26 protein-coding genes are annotated in these 19,810 nt (G+C 58.5%); 17 read left to right on the top strand and 9 right to left on the bottom strand.

The genetic code is table 11. The features are described 5' to 3' along the window. Positions 1 to 25 precede the first annotated feature (25 nt). The 8 genes from PGB28_RS12115 (at position 26) to PGB28_RS12080 (ending at position 5,748) form a co-directional block, all read left to right on the top strand. Positions 26 to 592 (top strand): hypothetical protein, encoded by a 567-nt coding sequence (locus PGB28_RS12115; protein ID WP_271421770.1) that lies wholly within the window; start codon positions 26 to 28, stop codon positions 590 to 592. Next, complete coding sequence (locus tag PGB28_RS12110; protein ID WP_271421769.1) at positions 586 to 1,311, top strand: ferric reductase-like transmembrane domain-containing protein; 726 nt, start codon at positions 586 to 588, stop codon at positions 1,309 to 1,311. Before PGB28_RS12115 ends, PGB28_RS12110 begins: the two co-directional genes overlap by 7 nt. Further along, complete coding sequence (locus tag PGB28_RS12105) at positions 1,308 to 2,636, top strand: APC family permease (protein ID WP_271421768.1); 1,329 nt, start codon at positions 1,308 to 1,310, stop codon at positions 2,634 to 2,636. The genes PGB28_RS12110 and PGB28_RS12105 overlap by 4 nt, the downstream gene beginning before the upstream one ends. 12 nt (positions 2,637 to 2,648) lie before the next feature. Then, positions 2,649 to 3,647, top strand: a complete 999-nt coding sequence (locus PGB28_RS12100) for a hypothetical protein (protein ID WP_271421767.1) — start codon at positions 2,649 to 2,651, stop codon at positions 3,645 to 3,647. Further along, on the top strand, positions 3,631 to 4,089 hold the full coding sequence (locus tag PGB28_RS12095; protein ID WP_271421766.1) for a hypothetical protein: 459 nt from the start codon (positions 3,631 to 3,633) through the stop codon (positions 4,087 to 4,089). Before PGB28_RS12100 ends, PGB28_RS12095 begins: the two co-directional genes overlap by 17 nt. A gap of 18 nt (positions 4,090 to 4,107) precedes the next feature. Next, on the top strand, positions 4,108 to 4,605 hold the full coding sequence (locus tag PGB28_RS12090; protein WP_271421765.1) for a c-type cytochrome: 498 nt from the start codon (positions 4,108 to 4,110) through the stop codon (positions 4,603 to 4,605). 58 nt (positions 4,606 to 4,663) lie between these two features. Beyond that, entirely contained in the window at positions 4,664 to 5,203 is a 540-nt protein-coding gene (gene petA, locus PGB28_RS12085; protein ID WP_271421764.1) for a ubiquinol-cytochrome c reductase iron-sulfur subunit, read from the top strand. Between the two features lie 74 nt (positions 5,204 to 5,277). Next, positions 5,278 to 5,748, top strand: coding sequence for a hypothetical protein (locus PGB28_RS12080; RefSeq protein ID WP_271421763.1), 471 nt, complete (start codon positions 5,278 to 5,280; stop codon positions 5,746 to 5,748). Here PGB28_RS12080 and PGB28_RS12075 read toward each other — a convergent pair. Together PGB28_RS12075 and PGB28_RS12070 are read right to left on the bottom strand one after the other, a co-directional pair. After that, complete coding sequence (locus PGB28_RS12075; RefSeq protein WP_271421762.1) at positions 5,737 to 7,113, bottom strand: ATP-binding protein; 1,377 nt, start codon at positions 7,111 to 7,113, stop codon at positions 5,737 to 5,739. The two genes, PGB28_RS12080 and PGB28_RS12075, sit on opposite strands and share 12 nt — an antisense overlap. Continuing rightward, positions 7,110 to 7,832 carry a response regulator gene (locus tag PGB28_RS12070; protein ID WP_271421761.1) on the bottom strand — a complete coding sequence of 241 codons (723 nt, stop codon included), beginning with the start codon at positions 7,830 to 7,832 and terminating at the stop codon, positions 7,110 to 7,112. The genes PGB28_RS12075 and PGB28_RS12070 overlap by 4 nt, the downstream gene beginning before the upstream one ends. Positions 7,833 to 8,025: 193 nt before the next feature. On the opposite strand from PGB28_RS12070, the gene PGB28_RS12065 reads away from it, so the two are divergent. After that, the gene (locus PGB28_RS12065) at positions 8,026 to 8,640 is read left to right on the top strand and encodes an EF-hand domain-containing protein (RefSeq protein WP_271421760.1); all 615 of its coding nucleotides are present in this window, start codon (positions 8,026 to 8,028) and stop codon (positions 8,638 to 8,640) included. Positions 8,641 to 8,836: 196 nt separating this feature from the next. Beyond that, entirely contained in the window at positions 8,837 to 9,223 is a 387-nt protein-coding gene (locus PGB28_RS12060) for a DUF302 domain-containing protein (protein WP_271421759.1), read from the top strand. 339 nt (positions 9,224 to 9,562) lie between these two features. Here the strand turns inward: PGB28_RS12060 and PGB28_RS12055 are convergent, their stop codons facing one another. The 6 genes from PGB28_RS12055 to PGB28_RS12030 form a co-directional block, all read right to left on the bottom strand. Further along, positions 9,563 to 10,318 (bottom strand): hypothetical protein, encoded by a 756-nt coding sequence (locus tag PGB28_RS12055; RefSeq protein WP_271421758.1) that lies wholly within the window; start codon positions 10,316 to 10,318, stop codon positions 9,563 to 9,565. Between the two features lie 169 nt (positions 10,319 to 10,487). Continuing rightward, on the bottom strand, positions 10,488 to 10,862 hold the full coding sequence (locus PGB28_RS12050; RefSeq protein WP_408636251.1) for a methyltransferase family protein: 375 nt from the start codon (positions 10,860 to 10,862) through the stop codon (positions 10,488 to 10,490). 174 nt (positions 10,863 to 11,036) lie between these two features. Further along, positions 11,037 to 11,957, bottom strand: coding sequence for a cation diffusion facilitator family transporter (locus PGB28_RS12045; RefSeq protein WP_271421756.1), 921 nt, complete (start codon positions 11,955 to 11,957; stop codon positions 11,037 to 11,039). Beyond that, positions 11,947 to 12,717 (bottom strand): transglutaminase-like domain-containing protein, encoded by a 771-nt coding sequence (locus PGB28_RS12040; RefSeq protein WP_271421755.1) that lies wholly within the window; start codon positions 12,715 to 12,717, stop codon positions 11,947 to 11,949. The genes PGB28_RS12045 and PGB28_RS12040 overlap by 11 nt, the downstream gene beginning before the upstream one ends. A 105-nt stretch (positions 12,718 to 12,822) precedes the next feature. Further along, complete coding sequence (locus PGB28_RS12035) at positions 12,823 to 13,368, bottom strand: c-type cytochrome (RefSeq protein ID WP_271421754.1); 546 nt, start codon at positions 13,366 to 13,368, stop codon at positions 12,823 to 12,825. Between the two features lie 115 nt (positions 13,369 to 13,483). Continuing rightward, positions 13,484 to 13,912 carry a MerR family transcriptional regulator gene (locus tag PGB28_RS12030; RefSeq protein WP_271421753.1) on the bottom strand — a complete coding sequence of 143 codons (429 nt, stop codon included), beginning with the start codon at positions 13,910 to 13,912 and terminating at the stop codon, positions 13,484 to 13,486. 184 nt (positions 13,913 to 14,096) lie between these two features. On the opposite strand from PGB28_RS12030, the gene PGB28_RS12025 reads away from it, so the two are divergent. The 6 genes from PGB28_RS12025 to PGB28_RS12000 are packed head-to-tail and all read left to right on the top strand — an operon-like array spanning position 14,097 to position 17,336. Beyond that, positions 14,097 to 14,693, top strand: a complete 597-nt coding sequence (locus PGB28_RS12025; protein ID WP_271421752.1) for an SCO family protein — start codon at positions 14,097 to 14,099, stop codon at positions 14,691 to 14,693. After that, positions 14,690 to 15,115: a disulfide bond formation protein B gene (locus tag PGB28_RS12020; protein ID WP_271421751.1), complete on the top strand. Its 426-nt coding sequence runs from the start codon at positions 14,690 to 14,692 to the stop codon at positions 15,113 to 15,115. The genes PGB28_RS12025 and PGB28_RS12020 overlap by 4 nt, the downstream gene beginning before the upstream one ends. Then, on the top strand, positions 15,112 to 15,771 hold the full coding sequence (locus PGB28_RS12015; RefSeq protein ID WP_271421750.1) for a DsbA family protein: 660 nt from the start codon (positions 15,112 to 15,114) through the stop codon (positions 15,769 to 15,771). Before PGB28_RS12020 ends, PGB28_RS12015 begins: the two co-directional genes overlap by 4 nt. 49 nt (positions 15,772 to 15,820) lie before the next feature. Next, positions 15,821 to 16,264: a copper chaperone PCu(A)C gene (locus PGB28_RS12010; RefSeq protein ID WP_271421802.1), complete on the top strand. Its 444-nt coding sequence runs from the start codon at positions 15,821 to 15,823 to the stop codon at positions 16,262 to 16,264. Then, complete coding sequence (locus PGB28_RS12005; RefSeq protein ID WP_271421749.1) at positions 16,264 to 16,890, top strand: SCO family protein; 627 nt, start codon at positions 16,264 to 16,266, stop codon at positions 16,888 to 16,890. Before PGB28_RS12010 ends, PGB28_RS12005 begins: the two co-directional genes overlap by 1 nt. Further along, the gene (locus tag PGB28_RS12000; RefSeq protein WP_271421748.1) at positions 16,887 to 17,336 is read left to right on the top strand and encodes a DUF411 domain-containing protein; all 450 of its coding nucleotides are present in this window, start codon (positions 16,887 to 16,889) and stop codon (positions 17,334 to 17,336) included. The genes PGB28_RS12005 and PGB28_RS12000 overlap by 4 nt, the downstream gene beginning before the upstream one ends. A 39-nt stretch (positions 17,337 to 17,375) precedes the next feature. On the opposite strand, the gene mntR is transcribed toward PGB28_RS12000, so the two are convergent. Further along, entirely contained in the window at positions 17,376 to 17,837 is a 462-nt protein-coding gene (mntR, locus tag PGB28_RS11995) for a manganese-binding transcriptional regulator MntR (protein WP_271421747.1), read from the bottom strand. 92 nt (positions 17,838 to 17,929) lie between these two features. Between mntR and PGB28_RS11990 the strand changes: the two genes are divergently transcribed. Continuing rightward, positions 17,930 to 19,810: a cytochrome c peroxidase gene (locus PGB28_RS11990; RefSeq protein ID WP_271421746.1), complete on the top strand. Its 1,881-nt coding sequence runs from the start codon at positions 17,930 to 17,932 to the stop codon at positions 19,808 to 19,810.

The following is a 19,810-nucleotide window of genomic DNA, read 5'->3' as shown; positions in this document are numbered from 1 at the left end:
CGCTGCCATTCAGGAGAACGCCGATATGAGTTTCAAATGTTTTCTCTCAGGAGCCATTTTCGCAGGGCTCGCCTCCTCGGCCGCAGCGCACGAGTTCACGGCGGGTTTGCTCGTCACCGGATCGGACGCTGTGCCCCGCCTGACCGAAGTGGTGAACGGATTTCTGCTGGCGGCTGATGAACGCGACGGCCATGCCAACGAGACTTCGGATGGTCATCTCGGGGGCGTGGACGTGCAGATTCTGCCCCTTCCCCATGGGTCCGGTGCCGGGTTGACCGGGCTTTCCGGAAATCCCTCGCAGCGTCCCGATGTCGTCGTGATCTTCGGCGACGAACCGGTGCAACACGCGATGCTTCCGCCGGGGGTCCCAATCGTACGGCCCGGCACATTACCGCCCGACACGGTCTGGCAACAGGGCAATTTCGCCGACCGTTATCGCGCGGCCTACGGCAGGGCGCCGACGCGGGATGCGGCAAGTGGTTACAACGAAGCGCGCCGACTCGATCACGCGATTCGCCCGCTCGACGGCCTGTCTCCGACGGACGCATTCCAGACCAGCATAAAAGCAACTTCCGGAGGTACTGAATGGTAAATTCGCAACTGACCTTATCCAGGCATGTAATCGTTCTCGCGCTGGCAATTCTCCTAGGTTACGCGCTTTTGTTGTCGCGCTCGGAATGGTCAGAGATGCACCGCTACAACCGGGCCGTCGGCGACGTCTCACTAATCCTCCTTTCCATGGCAATGGCAATTGGACCCGTATTGCGATTGACCAACTGGAAATGGGTCCGCAGACTCCTTCTCTATCGGCGCGAGCTAGGGATTTGGTCCGTAGTCGCCGCCTTTATCCACACAGCGATCATCCTAATCGGGTGGGTGGAACTGGATCTTTGGCGCCTGTTCGGGTTCGAGTTCCACCCGGAGCTGCAACAATACGTCATGGTCCGCCATGGGTTTGCACTTGCCAACGCGTTGGGCGTCGTGGCGTTGCTATACGGTTTCGTGCTGGCAGGCACCTCGAACGACCTGAGCCAGCGTGTGCTGGGTGCCAGCGTATGGAAGTTTTTACAGCAAGGTGCCTACGTGCTGTGGTGGCTGGTTATTATTCACACCGGCTACTTTCTGTTCGTCCATTTTCTCGATTTCCACCGTGCGATTCCAGCTCCGAACTGGGCGCAATTGCCGTTTGTGGGATTGGTGTTGACTGTAATCCTCATCCAGAGCGCTGCAACGGTAGGAACGTGGCGACGCCAACGCGCGCGAGAAAGAGTCAGATGTAGTTCGCAAGGATCCTGCGGTGCCAAGCAATGACTAGTCACGCTCACAAAAACCACTCGGCGGGAAGCGCAGGATCGATAAGCCTGACCAGCGCCGTGGCCATGGGAACGGGCGTTATGATTGGTGCAGGCATCTTTGCGCTGACTGGCCAGATCGCCGGACTTGCCGGCCCATGGTTTCCTCTCTCGTTCATCGCAGGGGCAGTGGTGACCGCGTTCAGTGCCTATTCCTACATCGCCATGTCGAACCGCTGGCCGTCCTCTGGCGGAATCGCGATGATCCTGACCAAGGCATATGGTCCCGGGGCAGTCGCAGCGGCTGCGTCACTCCTGATGGCGTTGTCGATGGTCATCAACGAAAGCCTGGTGGCGCGCACCTTTGCCACATATGCGCTGCGACCCTTCGGCATTGAGGGCGGACCGTTGGTGCCGATCATCGCTGTGGGTCTCATCCTATTCGCCTATCTGGTGAATGCGTCGGGCAACCGGTCGGTGGGGTTTCTGTCGATCCTGATGTCGGCGCTAAAGATCGTTGGCATCCTGGTGTTCGCGATTGCCGCACTTTGGGCCGGGGGCGGTCTGAACCCGGGTCCGGCAATATCGGGCGAAGGCTTTGCACCGCTCGGATTTGTCGGATCGGTCGCGCTGTCGATCCTGGCTTTCAAGGGATTCACCACGATCACGAACTCAGGCGGCGAAATCACTGATCCACACCGCAATGTCGGACGGACCATCATGATCTCGATCGCGATATGCGCCGTAACTTACCTGCTCGTTGCCCTGGCGGTCGGATCAAGCCTTTCGCCGTATCAAATCGCGAACGCGCGTGACTACGCCTTGGCCGAAGCCGCAGAGCCGGTTCTGGGTCGCACCGGTTTCTATCTGACCGTCGCTTTGGCGATGGTCGCCACAGCATCAGGTTTGATTGCTAGTGTCTTTGCCGTGTCGCGGATGCTGACGATGCTGACCGACATGAAAATGATCCCGCACAGCCATTTTGGGATGTCTGGCTCTATCCGCTCGCACATGCTTGTCTACACGGTCGTGATTGCGGGAGCGCTTGCCGTTTTGTTCGACCTGTCGCGCATCGCTTCACTGGGCGCATTCTTCTACTTGGTGATGGACATGGCGGTTCATTGGGGCGTCTGGCGCAGCCTGCGTCATGAGGTCGGTGCACGCGGATGGGTTCTGATGACGGCGCTTGCGCTTGACGCGGTCGTGTTGGCCGCGTTCGGGACACTGAAATGGCAATCCGACCCGATGATCGTGATCTACGCCGCGGCAGGCATTCTGGCGGTCTTCGCCTACGAAAGGTTGTTTCTGGGCTCTTGGACCCGGGAACAGGCTCCGGAGATGTAAGGAGAGGGAGACATGCCAACAGAACGCGCAAATTCAATATTCCTCGCAGTCGCGGCTGCATTGGGATTGGGCGCAGTATTGGTTGTCGTCGCGAAAGCACCAATTTGGGTCCCGTTGTTGGTAATTGTTCTTGCCGCGCTGCTGCTGTCGGTGCTGGCAAGTCAGCGGTTGATCCGGATCTTTCGGGCAACCAGGCCAGAGAGAAGAATTAGATGGCGTTTGGTGCGGACCTGCATCCTTGTCTTCTTGCGCCCCGCATTCTTTGCAGTGCTTTCCTCGCGCGAAATCGCAGGATCCAATGGTCCGCAACGCCTTTTGGCGGGCCAGATCGATCGGCTCTTTTATGCGATCGAGCCGATGGCACAGCAGCTCCGTATTCATGCATCGCTTGCCGAATTGCCGAGCTTCGGCAATCGTCTGATGGTCGAGCTTTCGGTATTCACGGCGGCGGCACACCGCGTTCTGCTTGATGCCGGATTCCAGCCAGACCATGCGCGCTCTGCCGTCGCAGATGCCGGGTGGATCGTTTATTCGCGGATGTTACGGCTTAGTTCCTTGCCGTTCCGGCTATCGAGCCGTGATCCGGCCACTCGATTGCGACGGACGATTCGGGCGTTGTTGTGGTTCCCGTTTCATGCCCCGGGCGCACCTGGCTACGCCGTCCTCGCGCGATCCGATGACGCCGGTATTACAACCCATTTTACGCACTGCCCGCCCCAGACCTTCATACGGAAGCTGATCGACCGCGATGACAGAAATGATCTGGAAGCATTCAGGCAAAGCTGGTGCCGCTATGACTGGCCGGGGGCAGATCTGATCGCAGGCGACGGGAAACGTGGGCATTACGAACGCCCGCACACGCTGAGTCATGGCGATAGCGTCTGCGATATGTGTTGGCGCGGTCAGGCGGGTCGACATGGTCTGGGCCAGAGGAAGCAACATCATGATGAAGTGAACCATTTGGCAGGCGTGAAAACCGCTGAAGGAGGAGGATATGGCGAGGACTATTGAACCGCCGGGCAAGATCAACCGGACTGTGAACCGTCGCGTGGCTTATGTTTTGGGTTTGGCGATCCTGATGACGACCGCGGCCGAGATCATCTATCTCGTAGTCTGGGGCATGTGGCTGTTTCCAATGGGAAGCTGGCTTGGAAAAACGGTTTGGACCCTCACATGCGGCTTGGCGATGGGCGCCGTCATGGGTGCATTCACTCTGATGGTTGCGGAACCGAGGCGCGGCACTGCAACGGCGTTTTGGGTCGCCGCGTTGACCGTCGCGCTCGTGGGTGCCTATTGCGCCTGGCTCTGCAGCCGGGTTGACGCGCGCTTCGAATATTTCGGCGGAGCCGAGAACAGCCTTTTGTTCGTGGCGTCCGGCGTTGTCCCAGCGATTTTCGGCGGCTTGCTTTACGGCTGGCTTATCTACGGGCGGCCAACTCGGGCCGCTTTCTGAAACAAAAGGAGTAGATCAATGAAACACCTGATGAAAGCAATCGTATTAACGGCAGCAATGGCCGCGACTCAGAGCCATGCATCTGATGGCGGTACACATGCAATGAACGACAAAATGATGTCGCCGGGATTGTTGATGCCGAACATGGACGCCGAACGTGGGCGGGTGCTTTTCGCAGAGAAGGGCTGCGTCGTTTGCCATTCCGTCAACGGCGTCGGTGGCGAAGACGCTCCGATGCTGGACGCCGATACCATGGACGAGGTCATGAATCCCTTCGAATTCGCGGCCAGGATGTGGCGCGGCGCGGGGGCCATGGTCGCGTTGCAGGAAGACGAACTGGGCGGTCAGATAGACCTGAGCGGCCAGGAACTGGCCGACATCATCGCTTTCGTGCACGACGCAGCGGAGCAACGGAATTTCTCCAAGGCGGATATCCCGCATGAGATCGAGGAGATGATGCACCATGAAGGTGAAGATGATCACCACGAGGAGGGCGAGGAGGACGACCACGGCTAACCGCATCTTGACCAATGGGCCACCTGCTATCGGTGGCCCCTGAGACGGAGGACTGCAAATGTCGGAAATCGCAAATCCACATGACGCAAAATCACGTCGTGATTTTATCTATTTCGCAACTGCAAGCGCAGGGACTGTGGCAACTGGCGCTGCCGTCTGGCCGTTGATTAACAGCATGAACCCAAGTGCAGACGTGATAGCATTGTCCGTCGTCGAGGTAGACTTGGACGGTGTCGCGCCGGGTACGCGGATTACGGTCAAGTGGAACGGCAAACCGGTCTTCATCGATCACCGGACTGAAGAGCGGATTGCCAAGGCGCGTGCCGACGATACGGCGACGCTGCCGGATCAGGCCCACGATGCCGATCGTGCGGTCAGGCCGGAATGGCTGGTGGTGATCGGGGTCTGCACACATCTTGGCTGCATCCCGCTAGGACAGCGCGGTGCTGATCCGCTCGGAGACTGGGGCGGCTGGTTTTGCCCGTGTCACGGCTCTCACTACGATACAGCCGGGCGCATCCGCAAAGGACCGGCACCGCGCAATCTCGATTTGCCATCTTACGAATTCAAATCCGATACCCTAGTCAGCATCGGTTGAGGCGCTATCGCTTGACGGCTGCAGGGTCCGTGTCGCACTCAAGCGCCGGTGACGGACCGGCGACGAGGAATGTGATGAAGGTGGACGACAATGCATCCGCGGTCTGGATCGTGCTCGATCTCGTGGTCCTGTCGGGGATTTTGCATTTCACTTGGGAGATACTGCAAGCGCCTCTGTTCTCCAGCCTCGACGGCGCAAGCCATTTCGCCGGTATTGTGGAATGCGCGTGGGCGACGCTTGGCGATGTTCTTATCATGATCGCCGCCTTTTTTGCCGCGCGCGCCCTGGCCGGACCGGCGTGGAACAAATCCGCACTTGGGCGCGGCGTTGTTGTGTTTCTTGCCGTCGGTCTCATCGCGACCATCGCGCTTGAATACCTCAACACAGAGGTACTGGGCCGTTGGACCTACGGTCCGGACATGCTGCGTCTGCCGGTTCTGGGAACCGGACTGGCACCGCTTGCTCAGTGGGTCATCATCCCCCTTGTCGTCTTGTGGTATCTTCGGCGACTACAACCGCATTGCGCCAAAACGCTAGAGCGGTAGCTCCACCGTCGCCTTGAGGCCGCCGGCCTTCCGATTTTGCAGGGTAACCTCGCCTCCGTGCGCGCGGATGACCGTACGGGCAATGGCCAGGCCAAGCCCGGTCCCGCCGGTATCCCGGCTGCGAGATGTCTCGAGCCTCCGGAATGGCTCGAATACCGCTTCGAGCTGATCTTCGGGCAAGCCCGGGCCATTGTCCGAGATGGAAATGATAGCGGCATCTCGGTCACGCAAAAGGCCGACTTCCGCGTTCTCGCCATAGCGGACCGCGTTGTCGATGAGATTTCTCAACGCGCGTTTCAGGGCCACAGGACGTACGCGCGCGACAACCGCCGCTGCTTCGCCAAGTCCGTCAATTCGTACCCCTTTGGTCTCTGCGACAAGCTTTTGCAGAAGGTCGCGCAGGTCCACAGCGACCGTCTCTTCGGTTTCAGCCTCGCCCCGGGCAAATGCGAGCGTCGCCTCGACCATCGTCTGCATTTCATCGACCAAAGCCTCAAGGCGGTCCCGATCCTCACTCTCATCGATCAGTTCAAGGCGCAGGCGCATCGCCGTCAGAGGCGAGCGCAGGTCATGCCCCAAGGCTGCCAGCATGCGCGTTCTGCCGGAAACGAACCTCCTGATCCGAGCTTGCATCCGGTTGAAAGCACGCACGGTATCACGGAGTTCCTGTGGACCGGATTCCGGCAGGGCGGCCAGCTGCTCGCCCTTTCCGGCCCGATCGGACGCATTGGCAAGTTTCCGCATCGGGCGCACGATGCGGACGGCCGTCACCACGGCGACGAACGTGACCAGAATGGCGGCGATGGCCAGTGCCGCGATATCTGAAACCAGCCATTGCGCAACAGGACGGTGAAACATCGACCGGACATTGAGCCAGTCACCCGAGGCAAGCTGGATAGACATCGCCAATTCCAGCGGGCCGGTCCGCTCGGCCAGCATCGCGGCATGCATCTGGCGCATCGAATTCGGAACATCTTCGACGCCCGGCACCGCGTCTGTTCTGTCGTGGATTTCCACCAGAACTTCGCGGGGCGGATCGCCCAAGGTGCGGCGCAACCGATCTGCTATGCCCTGGGCATCGTGACTGTCATGATCGACGGCCGGACTATCGTCGATCCAGAACCGGACCAAGGGCGAATTCGCCGCTAGGACGATCTGCGAGCGCAACCCTTCCGGCGCTTGATCTAGCAACTGCGCAACGTTCGCCGCCCGACCGGCGGCTTCATATCCCAAAGCAGCCCGAACCGCACGGTCACGCTCGTCGCTGAAGACCAGGAGGCTAAGGCCTTGGCTGATGCCGAGCGCCAGCAGCAACATGACCAGCAGCTGCGCGCCGACCGATTGGGGCCAGAACTGCCGGATCATGACGCTTCCCTCACGTCGGCCGACAGCGAATAGCCACCGCCCCAGACTGTGGCGATCAGTTCAGGATGCGAAGGGTCGCGCTCTATCTTGCGCCGCAACCGGCTGATTTGGTTGTCGATGGCTCGATCAAAGACCTGCGCCTGTCGTCCGCTGGTCAGATCCAGGAGCTGCGCTCGGCTCAGAACATGACGCGGGCGTTCCAGAAACACGGTTAGTAGTCGGAATTCTGCCGTTGTCAGAGCGACCTCCGCGCCGTCGTCGGCAATCAGAACCCGCCGGTCCGTGTCCAGTACCCAACGGTCGAATACGAGCTTGTGACCAGCCAGCGCACCGCCCTCTTTCACAGCAGCGTGGCTGCGGCGCAGGATCGCTTTTACCCGTGCCAAAAGCTCGCGAGGGCTGAACGGCTTGGCCAGATAGTCGTCGGCGCCCATTTCCAGCCCGACGATGCGGTCGGTTTCTTCTCCCAGAGCGGTTAGCATCAGGATCGGGACATCGCCTTCGGCCCGGAGCCTGCGACAGACTGACAATCCGTCCTCGCCCGGCATCATCACGTCCAGCACGATCAGATCAAACCGCCCGACCTTCATGGCTGCATCCATCGCTTGCGCGTCCGCAGCCACCGTCGCCCGCATCCCGTTCTTTTCGAGATATCGGGCAAGCGCGTCACGGATGTCGCGGTGATCGTCGACGACGAGGATGTGCGGGCTCTCTGCCATAATCCGTCCGGGGCTCTCCTAACTTCATTTCTAGCTGATATCTAAGTCGGAATGCCCCAAAAAACTTCGGAAACTCCGGCAATTACCCGGTCTGACACAGTTTGCGACACTTTTCATGCCCGGCTGACAAACTTCTGCGACAGGTGGCTCCCAAATCCTGATCATCGAAATGAATTCCTTGGAGGATCAAACAATGAAACGTCTTGTACTCGCAACCGCAGCCGTCGCCGTGATCGGCAGCGCAATCCCGGTTCTGGCCGATGGCAATCATGGCAATCATGGCAATCATGGCAATCGTGAAGGTCGCCAAGGCGACCGGGCCGGCAGCATGGGGCAAATGCATCCCGGCTCAATGATGGGCGGTGACATGGGTCAGATGATGAGCATGATGCAGATGATGCCCCGCGGCCAGGCTGGCATAATGGGATCCGGCATGATGGGTATTGCCGGACCGATGATGGGGGGAGGGGATCACCTGCAGACCATCTTTGACGCCAACAAGGACGGCACGGTGACGCCCGAAGAACTTCGCACCGGAATGGTTGACGCGCTGAAGACCTATGATGCCGATGGCAACGGCACGCTCTCGCTCGACGAATTCGAGACCCTGCACGCGGCGCATATCCGCGAAATGACAGTCGACCGCTTTCAGGCGCTCGACGCTGACGGCGACGGGCAAGTCACCGCCGAGGAGATCGCCGCACCCGCCGATCGGATGCAGCGCATGATGGATCGCCGCGAAGCCGGCAGCCAACAGCGCATGCCGATGATGGATGGCGACGACAACGACATGACGGACAACAACTGACGATGTCAATTCCCGGGCCGGGTCCGCAAGGGCTCTGTCCGGGACACCATAAGGAGATGCGACGATGATGAACGGATTTGGAATAGGCTTTGGCATGGGATTCGGCTGGCTCTGGATGATCCTGATACTGGTTTTGACTGGGTTGGCGATCGCCGGCTTGATCAAATACCTGCGCAAATGACCTGGAGGGCAAATCATGAACTATACCATAAATCGCAGCTTTCCCGCCGCCAGCATGGCCGAAATTGACGAACGCACCCGCAAGGCGCTGGCCGATGCCGGTTTCGGTGTTCTGACCGAGCTCGACGTCAAGGCGACCACGAAGAAGAAGTTGGATGTAGACATGTCTGGCTACCACATCCTCGGTGCCTGTAATCCGAAGATGGCGCATCAGGCAATCGGCATCGAGCCGCGGGTGGGCGCAATGCTGCCATGCAACGTCATTCTGCGCGAAACCGACGACGGGGTGGAGGTCTCGGCCATTGACCCCGTCGCCTCGATGACGGCGATCGACAATAGCGAACTGAAGGCCGTCGCCGGACGGGTCCGCAACTTGTTGGCCGCAGCTGTAGCCGCGATCTGATCGCCAAATAGGCCCGGATGGCTCTTCCTGTGACATGACCGATACCGGGGCGGGATTGAAGACATTGAAGCAATTCTGAAAAATCGGGATTGTGTCGTAGAATCTTTTGTTTAGCCTCAACGTCTGTCGCCTTAGGCCTGAATTGCGCGACCGTCTCGGATGGACAGGGGCGCGGGGGGCTATGCGCCGATTGACGGCGAACCAGCAGTTCACTCAGAGGCGGATCCGGTTTTTTCTTTCTGTCTCGCGCGACGGTTCTGACTTATCGAGCCAATTGGGGTTCTTACGACCTGCGCGTCGCTCCGGCGTCATAAGGGCAGTAGATTACTCCGCGCTGAACTAGTAGTTCACCTGCTCAAACCCATAGTTACCCTCAAAGTCTCGCCAATCCACGAATACCGACCGATGATAGATGCTTGGGCAATGATCTCCCCAGCGTTCAAGCCCCACATGGGCCGAGGGGAGGGCGGCGGTGGAAGATCTCTGCCAGGAGAAGTCACCTTGGGTCCCGTAGGTGCCAAGGACGACCACCGCACTGCGGTTGCAGTCGCCATCTCGCCCGGATTCGTGCTGCCGTGCATAACGAACATCAAAGACGCGGATGGACCGCACGAAATTGAACTCCGGTCCGCTGATGTCGATATCTGCACGATCCTGGACGCGGCGCAGGGCAAGATCCACGGGGACGAGCTCGTTTGAGGTTTCACCAATGCTCAAAACGGCCGTTTCTGTCATTGCTTCAGGTGCATGATGGGTCGTGGGGAATGACTGGTGTGGGCGAATATCTTCTGTTCGGAACAAGGCGTGGTAGATTTGGTCTGTTTCGTTCGGCTGACGTTCGATCTCGTAGGACGCGCCCATGGGACAGCGCCAAATCTGCAGCGGCGGTTCCACGGGCCAGGGTGTGATCCGCCGGATGAATTCGGCGCGCGCACGCGTACATGGAACGGAAGCTGGCCAACCGCCAGACAGGCACAGCAGAATCGCGCAATCGATGGGATACGTTTGAGCCCTTGAGCTAGAGGGCAGCGAAATGCCCGTCAATGCAAGGGCAAAGACCAAGGGTATAAGTCGAATTCTAAGTAAGACACTCATGCTAGGGTTCCTTGGCAGGGGACTCCCAGCATACATACAATAATATACTAACGCAACGCTAAGTATATTAGTCGCATAAGGTTTATTATGTTAAATAATAAGCCGCTATCCTATCATTGGCATTGCTGCACCGTTGTGAACGTTGGCTTCAGCACGATTAGATATTGAGTCAAAGAAATCTCCTCACCCTAGCCGCATAGTCCTCAAACTCAGAACCGTACTGTTTCTTCAGCCACGGCTCCTCTGCGAAGGGTGCGGCTATCAAAACAAGGATTGCTGCTAGTCCTACAATGAGCACCGAAGGTGAAGATGTAAGGATCATCCAACCACCGACAATGGCAATATCGGCCACGTATTGAGGGTTGCGTGAGTAGCGATACATGCCAGCGGTCCTCAGCGTGCCTTTCGCGCCGCCGGTTTGCGGCACCCCGAAATGGGCAACTTCGGACCAGACGACAATATTGCCTATCACGATGAGGGGTATCCCAATCCCGAAACGCAGCCATCCTGGAACTGCCAGATCGCCCCACCCCCAAGACGCCAAGCAAAATGAGGATGCCGAATAAGGAGAAGGTCGGCACCCAGACCAGAACGGGTGTGAAAGCAGTGTAGCGCTTAGGTGGCCAGATGCGACGCTCTGGAACGGCGATTGACCAAAGGATCGAAGCCAGTGTCGCTGCTGCAAGCCCCAGACCGAGAAAGAGAAGCGTCGATTCCATCATGGTCCGGCCTCTTCATGCCCATAGAGTCGCGCGCCATTGTGCGCATTCTTAAGATCTTCCAATTCAAGCGTGGAATGCCGGATGCCGAACTCCTCGGCTAGGCGCGCCTTTACGGCAGCTTTGATCCCTTCACCGGATGCGCCATCAGCGGTCACGACATGGCAATCCAGCGCCGCTTCATTCTCCTGCATCTGCCAAAGATGAACGTGGTGAACGTCATGGACTCCGTCGACGTCCCTGATTGCAGCGACAACCGCGTCATTGTCGACGTCGGGCGGGCTACCGAGCATCAGGATGCGGATCGGGCGGCCGATTTCAGTCAGAGCGAGATAGAGGATGTAAAGCGCGATACCGATCGTGATCGCAGGATCGACCCACCACATGTCATAGAGCAGGATGAGGGAGCCGCCGATAATCACAGCAACAGAGGCCAATGCGTCCGACAGGTTGTGCAGGAAGAGAGCGCGGATGTTCACGCTGCTTTTTTGCATCGAGTAGGTTAGCACGGCGGTCAATGTGTCGACGATCAGCGCCACTGAGCCCAAGATCACCACAGTCCAACCGGCCACCTCGGTCGGTTCGATGAGCCGCATCCCGCCTTCGTAGATCAGATAGACGCCGACGAGGATGAGGGTGGTGTAGTTGATCAATGCAGCGACGACTTCGATCCGGCCATAGCCGAAGGTCATGCGTTCGTCGGCGGGGCGTCTGGCGATCTTTCGCGCAGCAAAGGCGATCACCAAGGATGCCATGTCCGAGAAATTGTGCAGCGCATCCGCAATGAGAGCGAGGCTGCCGGACAAGATCCCGCCGATGATCTGCGCAACGGTTAATAGCGCGTTGGCCCAGATCGCGATGGAGACACGGCGGTCCCCCGAAGCGGGATCGATATGCGCGTGGCCGTGATCATGAGGCATGACGGGATTCTTCGTGTTTATGGTTGGGCAACGCCAAGCCAGGAATTTGCGGTACGCTACCGGACCGAATACGGCGCACGCGGGCATTCATCCAATGGCGGATGATATGACGATACAGCAAGTCCTTTACCAAACTAAACGACTGCCGATGGTTGACGTAAAAATCGTCGGGCGCGTTAAAGGTACCAAAGTCCTGAACGATGCCTGTTTCCTGGATATAGGTGTCGCCGCCGGTCCACTCCACTGGCGGGGCCTGCAGGGAATCAGTCCCTGCCCCGTATCCGCAAAGGCTGGGGGTCCCGGAAAATGTGGATTGGATAGATGACAGGAACGCAGCGTCGAGAATAAACCCCTCGAGGTTGACCCAACCTGTCTCGGTCTCCACCTCGACCCAGGAATGAATAATCTTTTCCGGTGCGAGGGGATAGACCAGTTCCGGAACGACACCGCGTTGCAGCGCCTTGTGAATAGTGAAGCCGTGAAGACGGCAGCGTACGCCGACCGCGCGCAACAACGCCATGAGAAGCGTGCCCTTGGTGTTGCATTGACCAAAACCGTCAGCGAGCACATCGGTGGCAGAGATGTCGTCTGAGCGGTTGTACCCAAAGGCAATTTCATTGCGCACGAAATCGTAGACAGGCCCGATCCGATCATGTGTAGACAGGGTGTTCCAAGCTCTAGCCTTGACCAATCGTGCAATCGACGGATGGTCGAAGTTCAGGATTGGGGTTGGTGCAAGTAACGGTTCAGCGATTGTCATCGGCACTCTCCTTGATTCGATTTAGGAGAGTTGTAATTGCTATAGTTACTGTAGCTTCAAGTACCAAATTTGCTAGCTAATCCAGCGTCAATGTCAGGCAGTGCCTTACGGAAAACCCGCGCGCATGTATGCAATAATTTTCCAGACGTCGTCTTCGCTTAATACTTCTTCAAAAGCTGGCATATCAGTTCCAAAACGCTCACCGCCTTCGAAGATCGCCCAGAGAAGGTACTCGTCTCCCGCCATAGGCATTTGCACGAAGCTTTGCAAAAGAGCCGGGGACGGAACCAAAGAGCGTCCGGCCTCACCATCTCCGAGGCCTTTTGCGCCATGGCAACTTGCACAGGAATTCGAATAGAGCGCCTTACCGTCCGCGATGATCTGTGCCGTGCCCCGCACCGTACTGCGGGCACCGCGATAGGCTGTGGGAACCCCTTCGTTCATGTACGTCCAATGCCGCTGCATGCGCATTTGTTGTCCGGGCCCCATGTTGCCCCAACCCCAACCTTGCATGTGATCAGACCCCATTTGGCCGGAACTCATCCGACCGTGCCCCCACCAGCCGCCATTATTCTGTTGGGCCAATGCGCCAATTGACCCAACACCAATTGCCGCGACTACGGCGAGACTAAGAAATGTTCTCTGCTTCATGGCGGGCCGCTCCTATGGTTGGTAATTCCTCTCGACAAAACTGACACCGAAACTGATCTACGTCATTGAGACAGAGCAACTGCGGGCAAAGAGCGAATGCACAGCGTTGCAGAGTTTAGGCGCCAATCTCATCGTGATCAGTCAGACACTCCGAGTGATCGCGCAAAACCTCGAGAACCTTACAATCGGCCGTATTGCCCCCGCTGCATTCGTGGATCATGCGCTTCAGCTCGGTGCGCAGCGCCTTCAAGCGGTCCATCCGCAACTCGACCTGCTTAAGTTGCCGGCGCGCGATGGAATCGGCCTCATGGCATGAGCGATCCGGATTGTCGCTGAGATCGAGAAGTTCGCGGATCGCTTCGAGGGGAAACCCTAACTGTCGCGCATGCCGGATAAAGGACAGGCGGTCGACATCAGCATCGCCGTAGCGCCTCTGTCCCCCCTCTGTCCGACCGGGCTCAGGCATCAACCCGATTTGTTCATAGTACCGGATGGTCTGAACCTTCGTTCCGGTCTTCTTTCCCAGGTTTCCGATTGTCAGCATGCAACCTCCATATCTATAGTTTTGGTAGCTATAGCTATAGCTATAGCTATTGGTATGCGCAAGCCAGTCTTGTAATCACGGGTCCGTGACACACCGCCTCTGTGTAAAGAAACAGCTTGAACCTCTAGCTACTAGAACATTTACAAGGCTCAAAAAATGGGCGGAGTCAGGCGCAATTCTACCAATGAGATTATCAGTATTTCAGAAAGTTCTTTGGGGCCTCGTCGCGATCGCGATCGTGGGGTTCGTCTGGCTACAAGTTTCTACCAAAGGCGAACAGCGAACGGGTGAGCCTGCGTTCCGGGCAGATTTCGAACTGACTGATCACCAGGGCATGGTGCAGACGGACGAAGATTTCGCAGGGCGCTGGATGCTCGTTTTCTTCGGATTTGCGAATTGCCCCGATGTGTGCCCAACGACCCTAGCCGAAGTTGCCGCCGTAATGGATGCACTCGGTTCAGATGCGACCCAAGTCCAGCCGCTCTTCATTTCGATAGATCCGGAACGTGACACGCCTGAGCAACTAGCGGAATTTGTCCCGGCGTTTGAGGCAAACATAATTGGGCTGACCGGTACACCCGATCAGATCAAACGCACGTCTGAGAGTTTCCGCGTTTACTTTGAGAAGATCGAGGAAGCCGCCTCCCCTGACGGCTATACGATGGGGCATTCCTCCCAGCTCTTTCTCTTTGACCCGCAAGGCGGATATGTCGGGGCCTGGACATACGGCACGCCGGCAGAGGAGATCGTTGCCGATCTGAAGGCGCGGATGTCGCTATGAGCCGGGTGATGTCAAAAGAGGCGGCTTTGACCGCCGCGTGGATCGTCGCTTTGGGGAGTTCCTTGGCCGTGCTCTATATCGGTGAGGTTCTGGGGCAGGCTCCGTGCAATCTGTGCTGGTTTCAACGCGCCTTCATGTTCCCTCTGGCCGTCATTCTGGCCCTTGGTCTCTGGTGGGAGGATCATCGGGTCGGTCGCTACGGTGTTGCGCTCGCCATTGGTGGGGCCGCCATCGCACTCTGGCATCTGGGCCTTTATACCGGGCTCCTCCCGGAGCGTATCCAACCCTGCACTGCGACCGGCCCGTCCTGCACCGATGACAATCAGGTCTTCCTCGGCGTCCCAATCCCGCTTTTGTCGTTTATCGCCTTTGGGTTGATCGCGATCCTGTCCATTTTCTCCCTGAAGGAGCAGCGCACATGAAAAACAAATCTATCGTTCTATCGGTCCTAATCGTTGGCCTTGCGATCTTTGCCGCCGCCGTTTGGTACCAAACCCGCCCTGCGCCGGTTGCTCAGGTCGAACCTGTCCAACCCGAAATTGCAGAGGCACTGATCCGGTCCTACTCTCCGATCCTCGGTCCGGAAGACGCTCCGGTCACCATCGTCGAGTTCTTTGATCCGGCTTGCGAAGCGTGCCGCGCCTTTCATCCGATTGTGAAAGACATACTGGCGGAACATGACGGCGCAGTGCGTGTTGTGCTGAGATATACGCCCTTCCACGGGGAAGGCTCAGAGCAGGCCATACGTGTCCTCGAGGCGGCACGTATGCAAGGTGTTTTCGAGCCGGTCCTCGAAGCGCTCCTCGAGTATCAGCCGCGTTGGGCGTCCCATGGTGCGCCCGCCCCTGGCTTGATCCTTGGGATTGCGCAGCAGGCTGGCCTGGACGCGGAAGCCGCGAAAGCCCAAATGATGGCACCACAGACGGTTGGCGTTCTCAATCAAGATCGCGCAGATGTCGACGCTGTCGGCGTGCGTGGTACCCCCACCTTCTTCGTAAACGGCAAACCCCTCGATCCTTTTGGCGCTGACGAGCTGCGCGCCCTTGTTGCAGCGGAAGTCGCGGCGGCCGGGTCGTGATCAGAAGACTGATTTTAGGAGCAAACCTGTGAAATCAACCGTTGCAGCCATCGCACTTGCATTCAGTGTGTTTGTCGGATTACCGACCACCTCTTCTGCTGGCTCTGAGGATATTGTCGTTGAAGACGCATGGGCCCGCGCCTCTATCGGCACCAACCGTCCGGGCGCGGCCTACATGACTGTGCGCAATACAGGCCCCGATCCGGTAACATTGGTGGGGCTGGAAACGCCGCTCGCTATGATGCCGGACATCCATGAGACGACGACCGACGCAAATGGTGTGAGTTCCATGGGCCCAGTCGGTGAAATCACCATCCCAGCGGGCGAAAGCGTTGCGCTGGAACCAGGTGGCATGCATGCCATGCTGATGCGGTTGCAAATCAAGATGGTGGAAGGCGAGACCTTTCCGCTGACATTGAACTTTGCCGATGGCGGGACGCTGACCGTTGATGTTCCTATTCTTGGTATTGCGGCGCGTGGGCCGGAGCGCTGATGAGCCGAAGAACTCTCCTTACTTATGGTGCCGCAATTGCCGGAGTGGCTGCACTCACGCTGTTCATCGGCTGGTGGCGCGTGGACGGTCCCGGCGCGCCTGAACCTGTAGCTCAGCGACCCTTGCCGCTCACCCAGATGGAATTCCAGATGACCGATCAAGGCGGTGCAACTGTCGGACCCGCGTCGCTTCTGGGCAATCCATCCATGGTGTTTTTTGGCTTCACATACTGCCCCGATGTGTGCCCCACCACATTGTCGGATATCTCTGGTTGGCTCGACGACCTTGGAGACGACGTCGCGGAGATGAATGTCGTGTTCATCACGGTCGATCCGGAGCGCGACACCGTGGACGGCATGGCAGAGTATGTCAGCTATTTTCACCCAGCGATCCAGGGGTGGACCGGAACGCTGGATGAAACGGCACGCGCCGCAGCAGGCTTCCGCGCAAGCTATGAGAAAGTCGCCGTTGAAGGTGGCGACTACACGATGGACCACACAGCGAGCGTTTTTCTGTTCGATGCTGAGGGACAGTTTGCCGGTACCATCGACTACCATGAACCGCGAGAATTCGCGGTGCCAAAGATCCGCCGCGTTCTTGCAACAACCGGAGAACAAACGTCATGAAGCTGTTCACGCTTGCAACTATGCTTTCGCTCAGCCTCGCCGCTCAGGCGGTCGCGGAAGCCACACCGATCGACGTCAAAAAGACAAATGGCTGCGGGTGCTGCCTTGCATGGATGGAACACCTCGAGGAGAACGGCTTCGTACCCAAGGGCGAGGACATGTTTGCTGGGCTGCTCGTCCGCTTCAAGCTCGACAACGGTGTCCCGCAACGCATGGTGTCCTGTCACACGGGCCTGGTCGAGGGCTACGTGATTGAAGGTCATGTGCCAGCGGAAGATATTCGGAGACTACTCAGCGAAAGACCGGACGCTGTAGGCCTTGCCGTACCAGACATGCCACTCGGCTCACCCGGAATGGACCAGAGCCGCTGGCGTGAGGCCTATGACGTGTTTCTCATCAACAACGATGGATCGACGGAAGTTTTCTCCAGCTATCCTGGCGACTGACGGGCAGATCCTGCCAAGCCTACCTCATCGCAATGGCGATCAACCCGACCCATTAATATGTTTCTCGAATGCGGCGAGCGTTTCGTCGCTGACATGGTGTTCGATTCCTTCGGCATCACGCTCGGCCGTTACTTCGTCAATTCCGAGGCTTTGCAGAAACGCGACCACGATCCTGTGGCGCCTTCGGCAGGCCTCAGCGAGGGCTTGGCCTCTGTCGGTCAGGAATATCGAGCGATACTTTTCTCGATGCACCAACCCCGCCACTTTCAAGCGCGAGATATTCTTGGTTACCGTCGGGGCTTTGACCCCCAGCCGTTCCGCGATGTCGACCGGTCGCGCCTCTCCATGGGCTTCGATCAATTCCGCGATCAGTTCCACATAGTCTTCCGCCATCTCGCTTTCATGGGCATTGCGCACGTTGGCGAACCCGTCGGCCTGGGCTTCGGGATCGCGGGAATCAGGCGTAAAATCTTCACGCGTCTGTGATGCGCCGGGCGACATATGACGACTTTGCCCGATGGTTGATGGATTGACAACAAGTTGGCTTTGGGTAGATAAGTTAGACGCGTCTAACTTTTTGAATGGAGCCGCCTGTGATCCATCACGTCCTGCGCGTGATCCTCTACGCGATTGTCACCGCTTCGGTGTTGGCTGGTCCCTCTTCGGCTACACCCGCCAAGGAAGCCCCTTGGCTGCCCGAAGCGGCAGCCTATCGGTTGACGCTGTTTCTGGGCAATCTCGCGCCGGTCCCGTGGGACAAAGTGGAACAAGCCTGGACCGAGCCCTATCGCGGATCGGAGTATCGTCTCGGAGCCCTTGACTGGCTGGACCGAGAAAGCGCCATTGATGTCGGTGATCTGTCCGACGCGATTGGCAGGCAGGATCGGCATGCCGTTCATGTGGCAGCCACCCGCCTTATCGCGCTGAGAATCGAAGAAGAGCTGGATGCAGCCATTGCTGCCGACAACCCGGCGGTATCGCAACAGGCAGTGGCTACTGCCAAGGAGCTTTACCGCGCGTTTGCCGATCATATCAAAGCCGCGGACCCTAGTGCGGCCCGGACACTGGGTCGGGCGTGGTTGGAACTCAACAATGCCACAGGCTCAGCAGGCGTGCTCGGCGCCGGAACCATGGATAGGGACGTTGAGGAAATGACTGCTGCACGCGCGGAAATTTCAGCCTATCTGGCCGAAAATTACCTCGTCGCGGATCCTGCCCCGCGCCAGACGCTGACTGCCGTGCCCGAGGCGATTGCCCGAACCGGACAGCCGGTTGAATTGCCCGCCGCTCTGCCCCCCGGCTCAGACATCTTCGATCAGGACCCCCTGCCACTTCTCGTGCTCAATTTCGAAGAACAAGGGATCGACGAAACGGACCTTCCGCTCATCGCCTACGGCGACATGTTGTTCGACAGTGCCGAGATCTTCGGCGGCCCGGCCCGCGATCTGGGTATTGCCTGTTCGACCTGCCACAATCGCTCGGACATCAATCAGCGGTTTTTCATTCCCGGCGCCAGTCACCAGCCCGGCGCGGTCGACGTTGATGGCGCTTTCTTCAACCCGATGTTCAACGATCGCCGCGACGACCCGATCGATATCCCAAGCCTGCGCGGGCTGCGGTTTACCGGACCTTACGGGCGAGACGGACGTTTCGCGTCGCTTCGGGATTTCTCCCGCAATGTGATCGTCAACGAATTCGCGGGCGAAGAACCTACACCCTTCATGCTGGACGCACTGGTGGCCTACATGACCGAGTTCGATTTCCTGCCCAATTCCCTGGTCACCGGCGACGGCCAATTGACGGAGGCCGCGCCGGATGCTGCGCGGCGTGGCGAAGAGGTATTCAACCGCCCCTTTGCAGGGATGGGCAACCAATCCTGTGCCAGCTGCCATACGCCGTCCGGCAACTTTCTTGATCGCAAATCCCATGACATCGGGTCGGTGGCGGTGGCTTACGAAGGGTCACATGCGGGCGCCCTCGACACGCCCACCTTGCTCGGTACGCTCTACACAGCGCCGTATTTCCACGACGGCTCCCTGCCGACGCTGGCAAGCGTTGTGGATTGGTTCGACGAGACAAAGAACCTTGGCCTGACCGGTGCCGAGCGGTCGGACCTGACCGCCTATCTGGACACGGTCGGCGCAGCTGATGAGCCATACGAGGCTTTCAATGCCGCAAATACGCCTTTCCGTCTGGCCTTCGCGGAGCTCACCACTTTTGCCTCGACGCTCGGCACGCTTCTACCGAAACGCGATGCGCAGCACATCCTGGTCCTGACCGACACGGTTGCGGCCGATCTTGCGGCCGATACAGGCACGATGGCCAATCTTTCGTTGCGGCCCGAGGTCTACGCACTGGCCGAGCGCTTGGCAGAGGTCGGCGCAGCCGTTCGGGCAGAGGACTGGGCGGCCGCGGAAGCGAGTTGGAGTCTGTTCAAGTCGGATGCCGCCGCCATTGAAGGAAAGGCGTTTTGA

Origin of the sequence: Primorskyibacter aestuariivivens, assembly GCF_028023675.1 — a bacterium.
Taxonomy (GTDB): Bacteria; Pseudomonadota; Alphaproteobacteria; order Rhodobacterales; family Rhodobacteraceae; genus Marinovum; species Marinovum aestuariivivens.
Note: the sequence above shows the minus strand (reverse complement) of the source record. Positions and strands in the feature narration are given on the sequence as shown.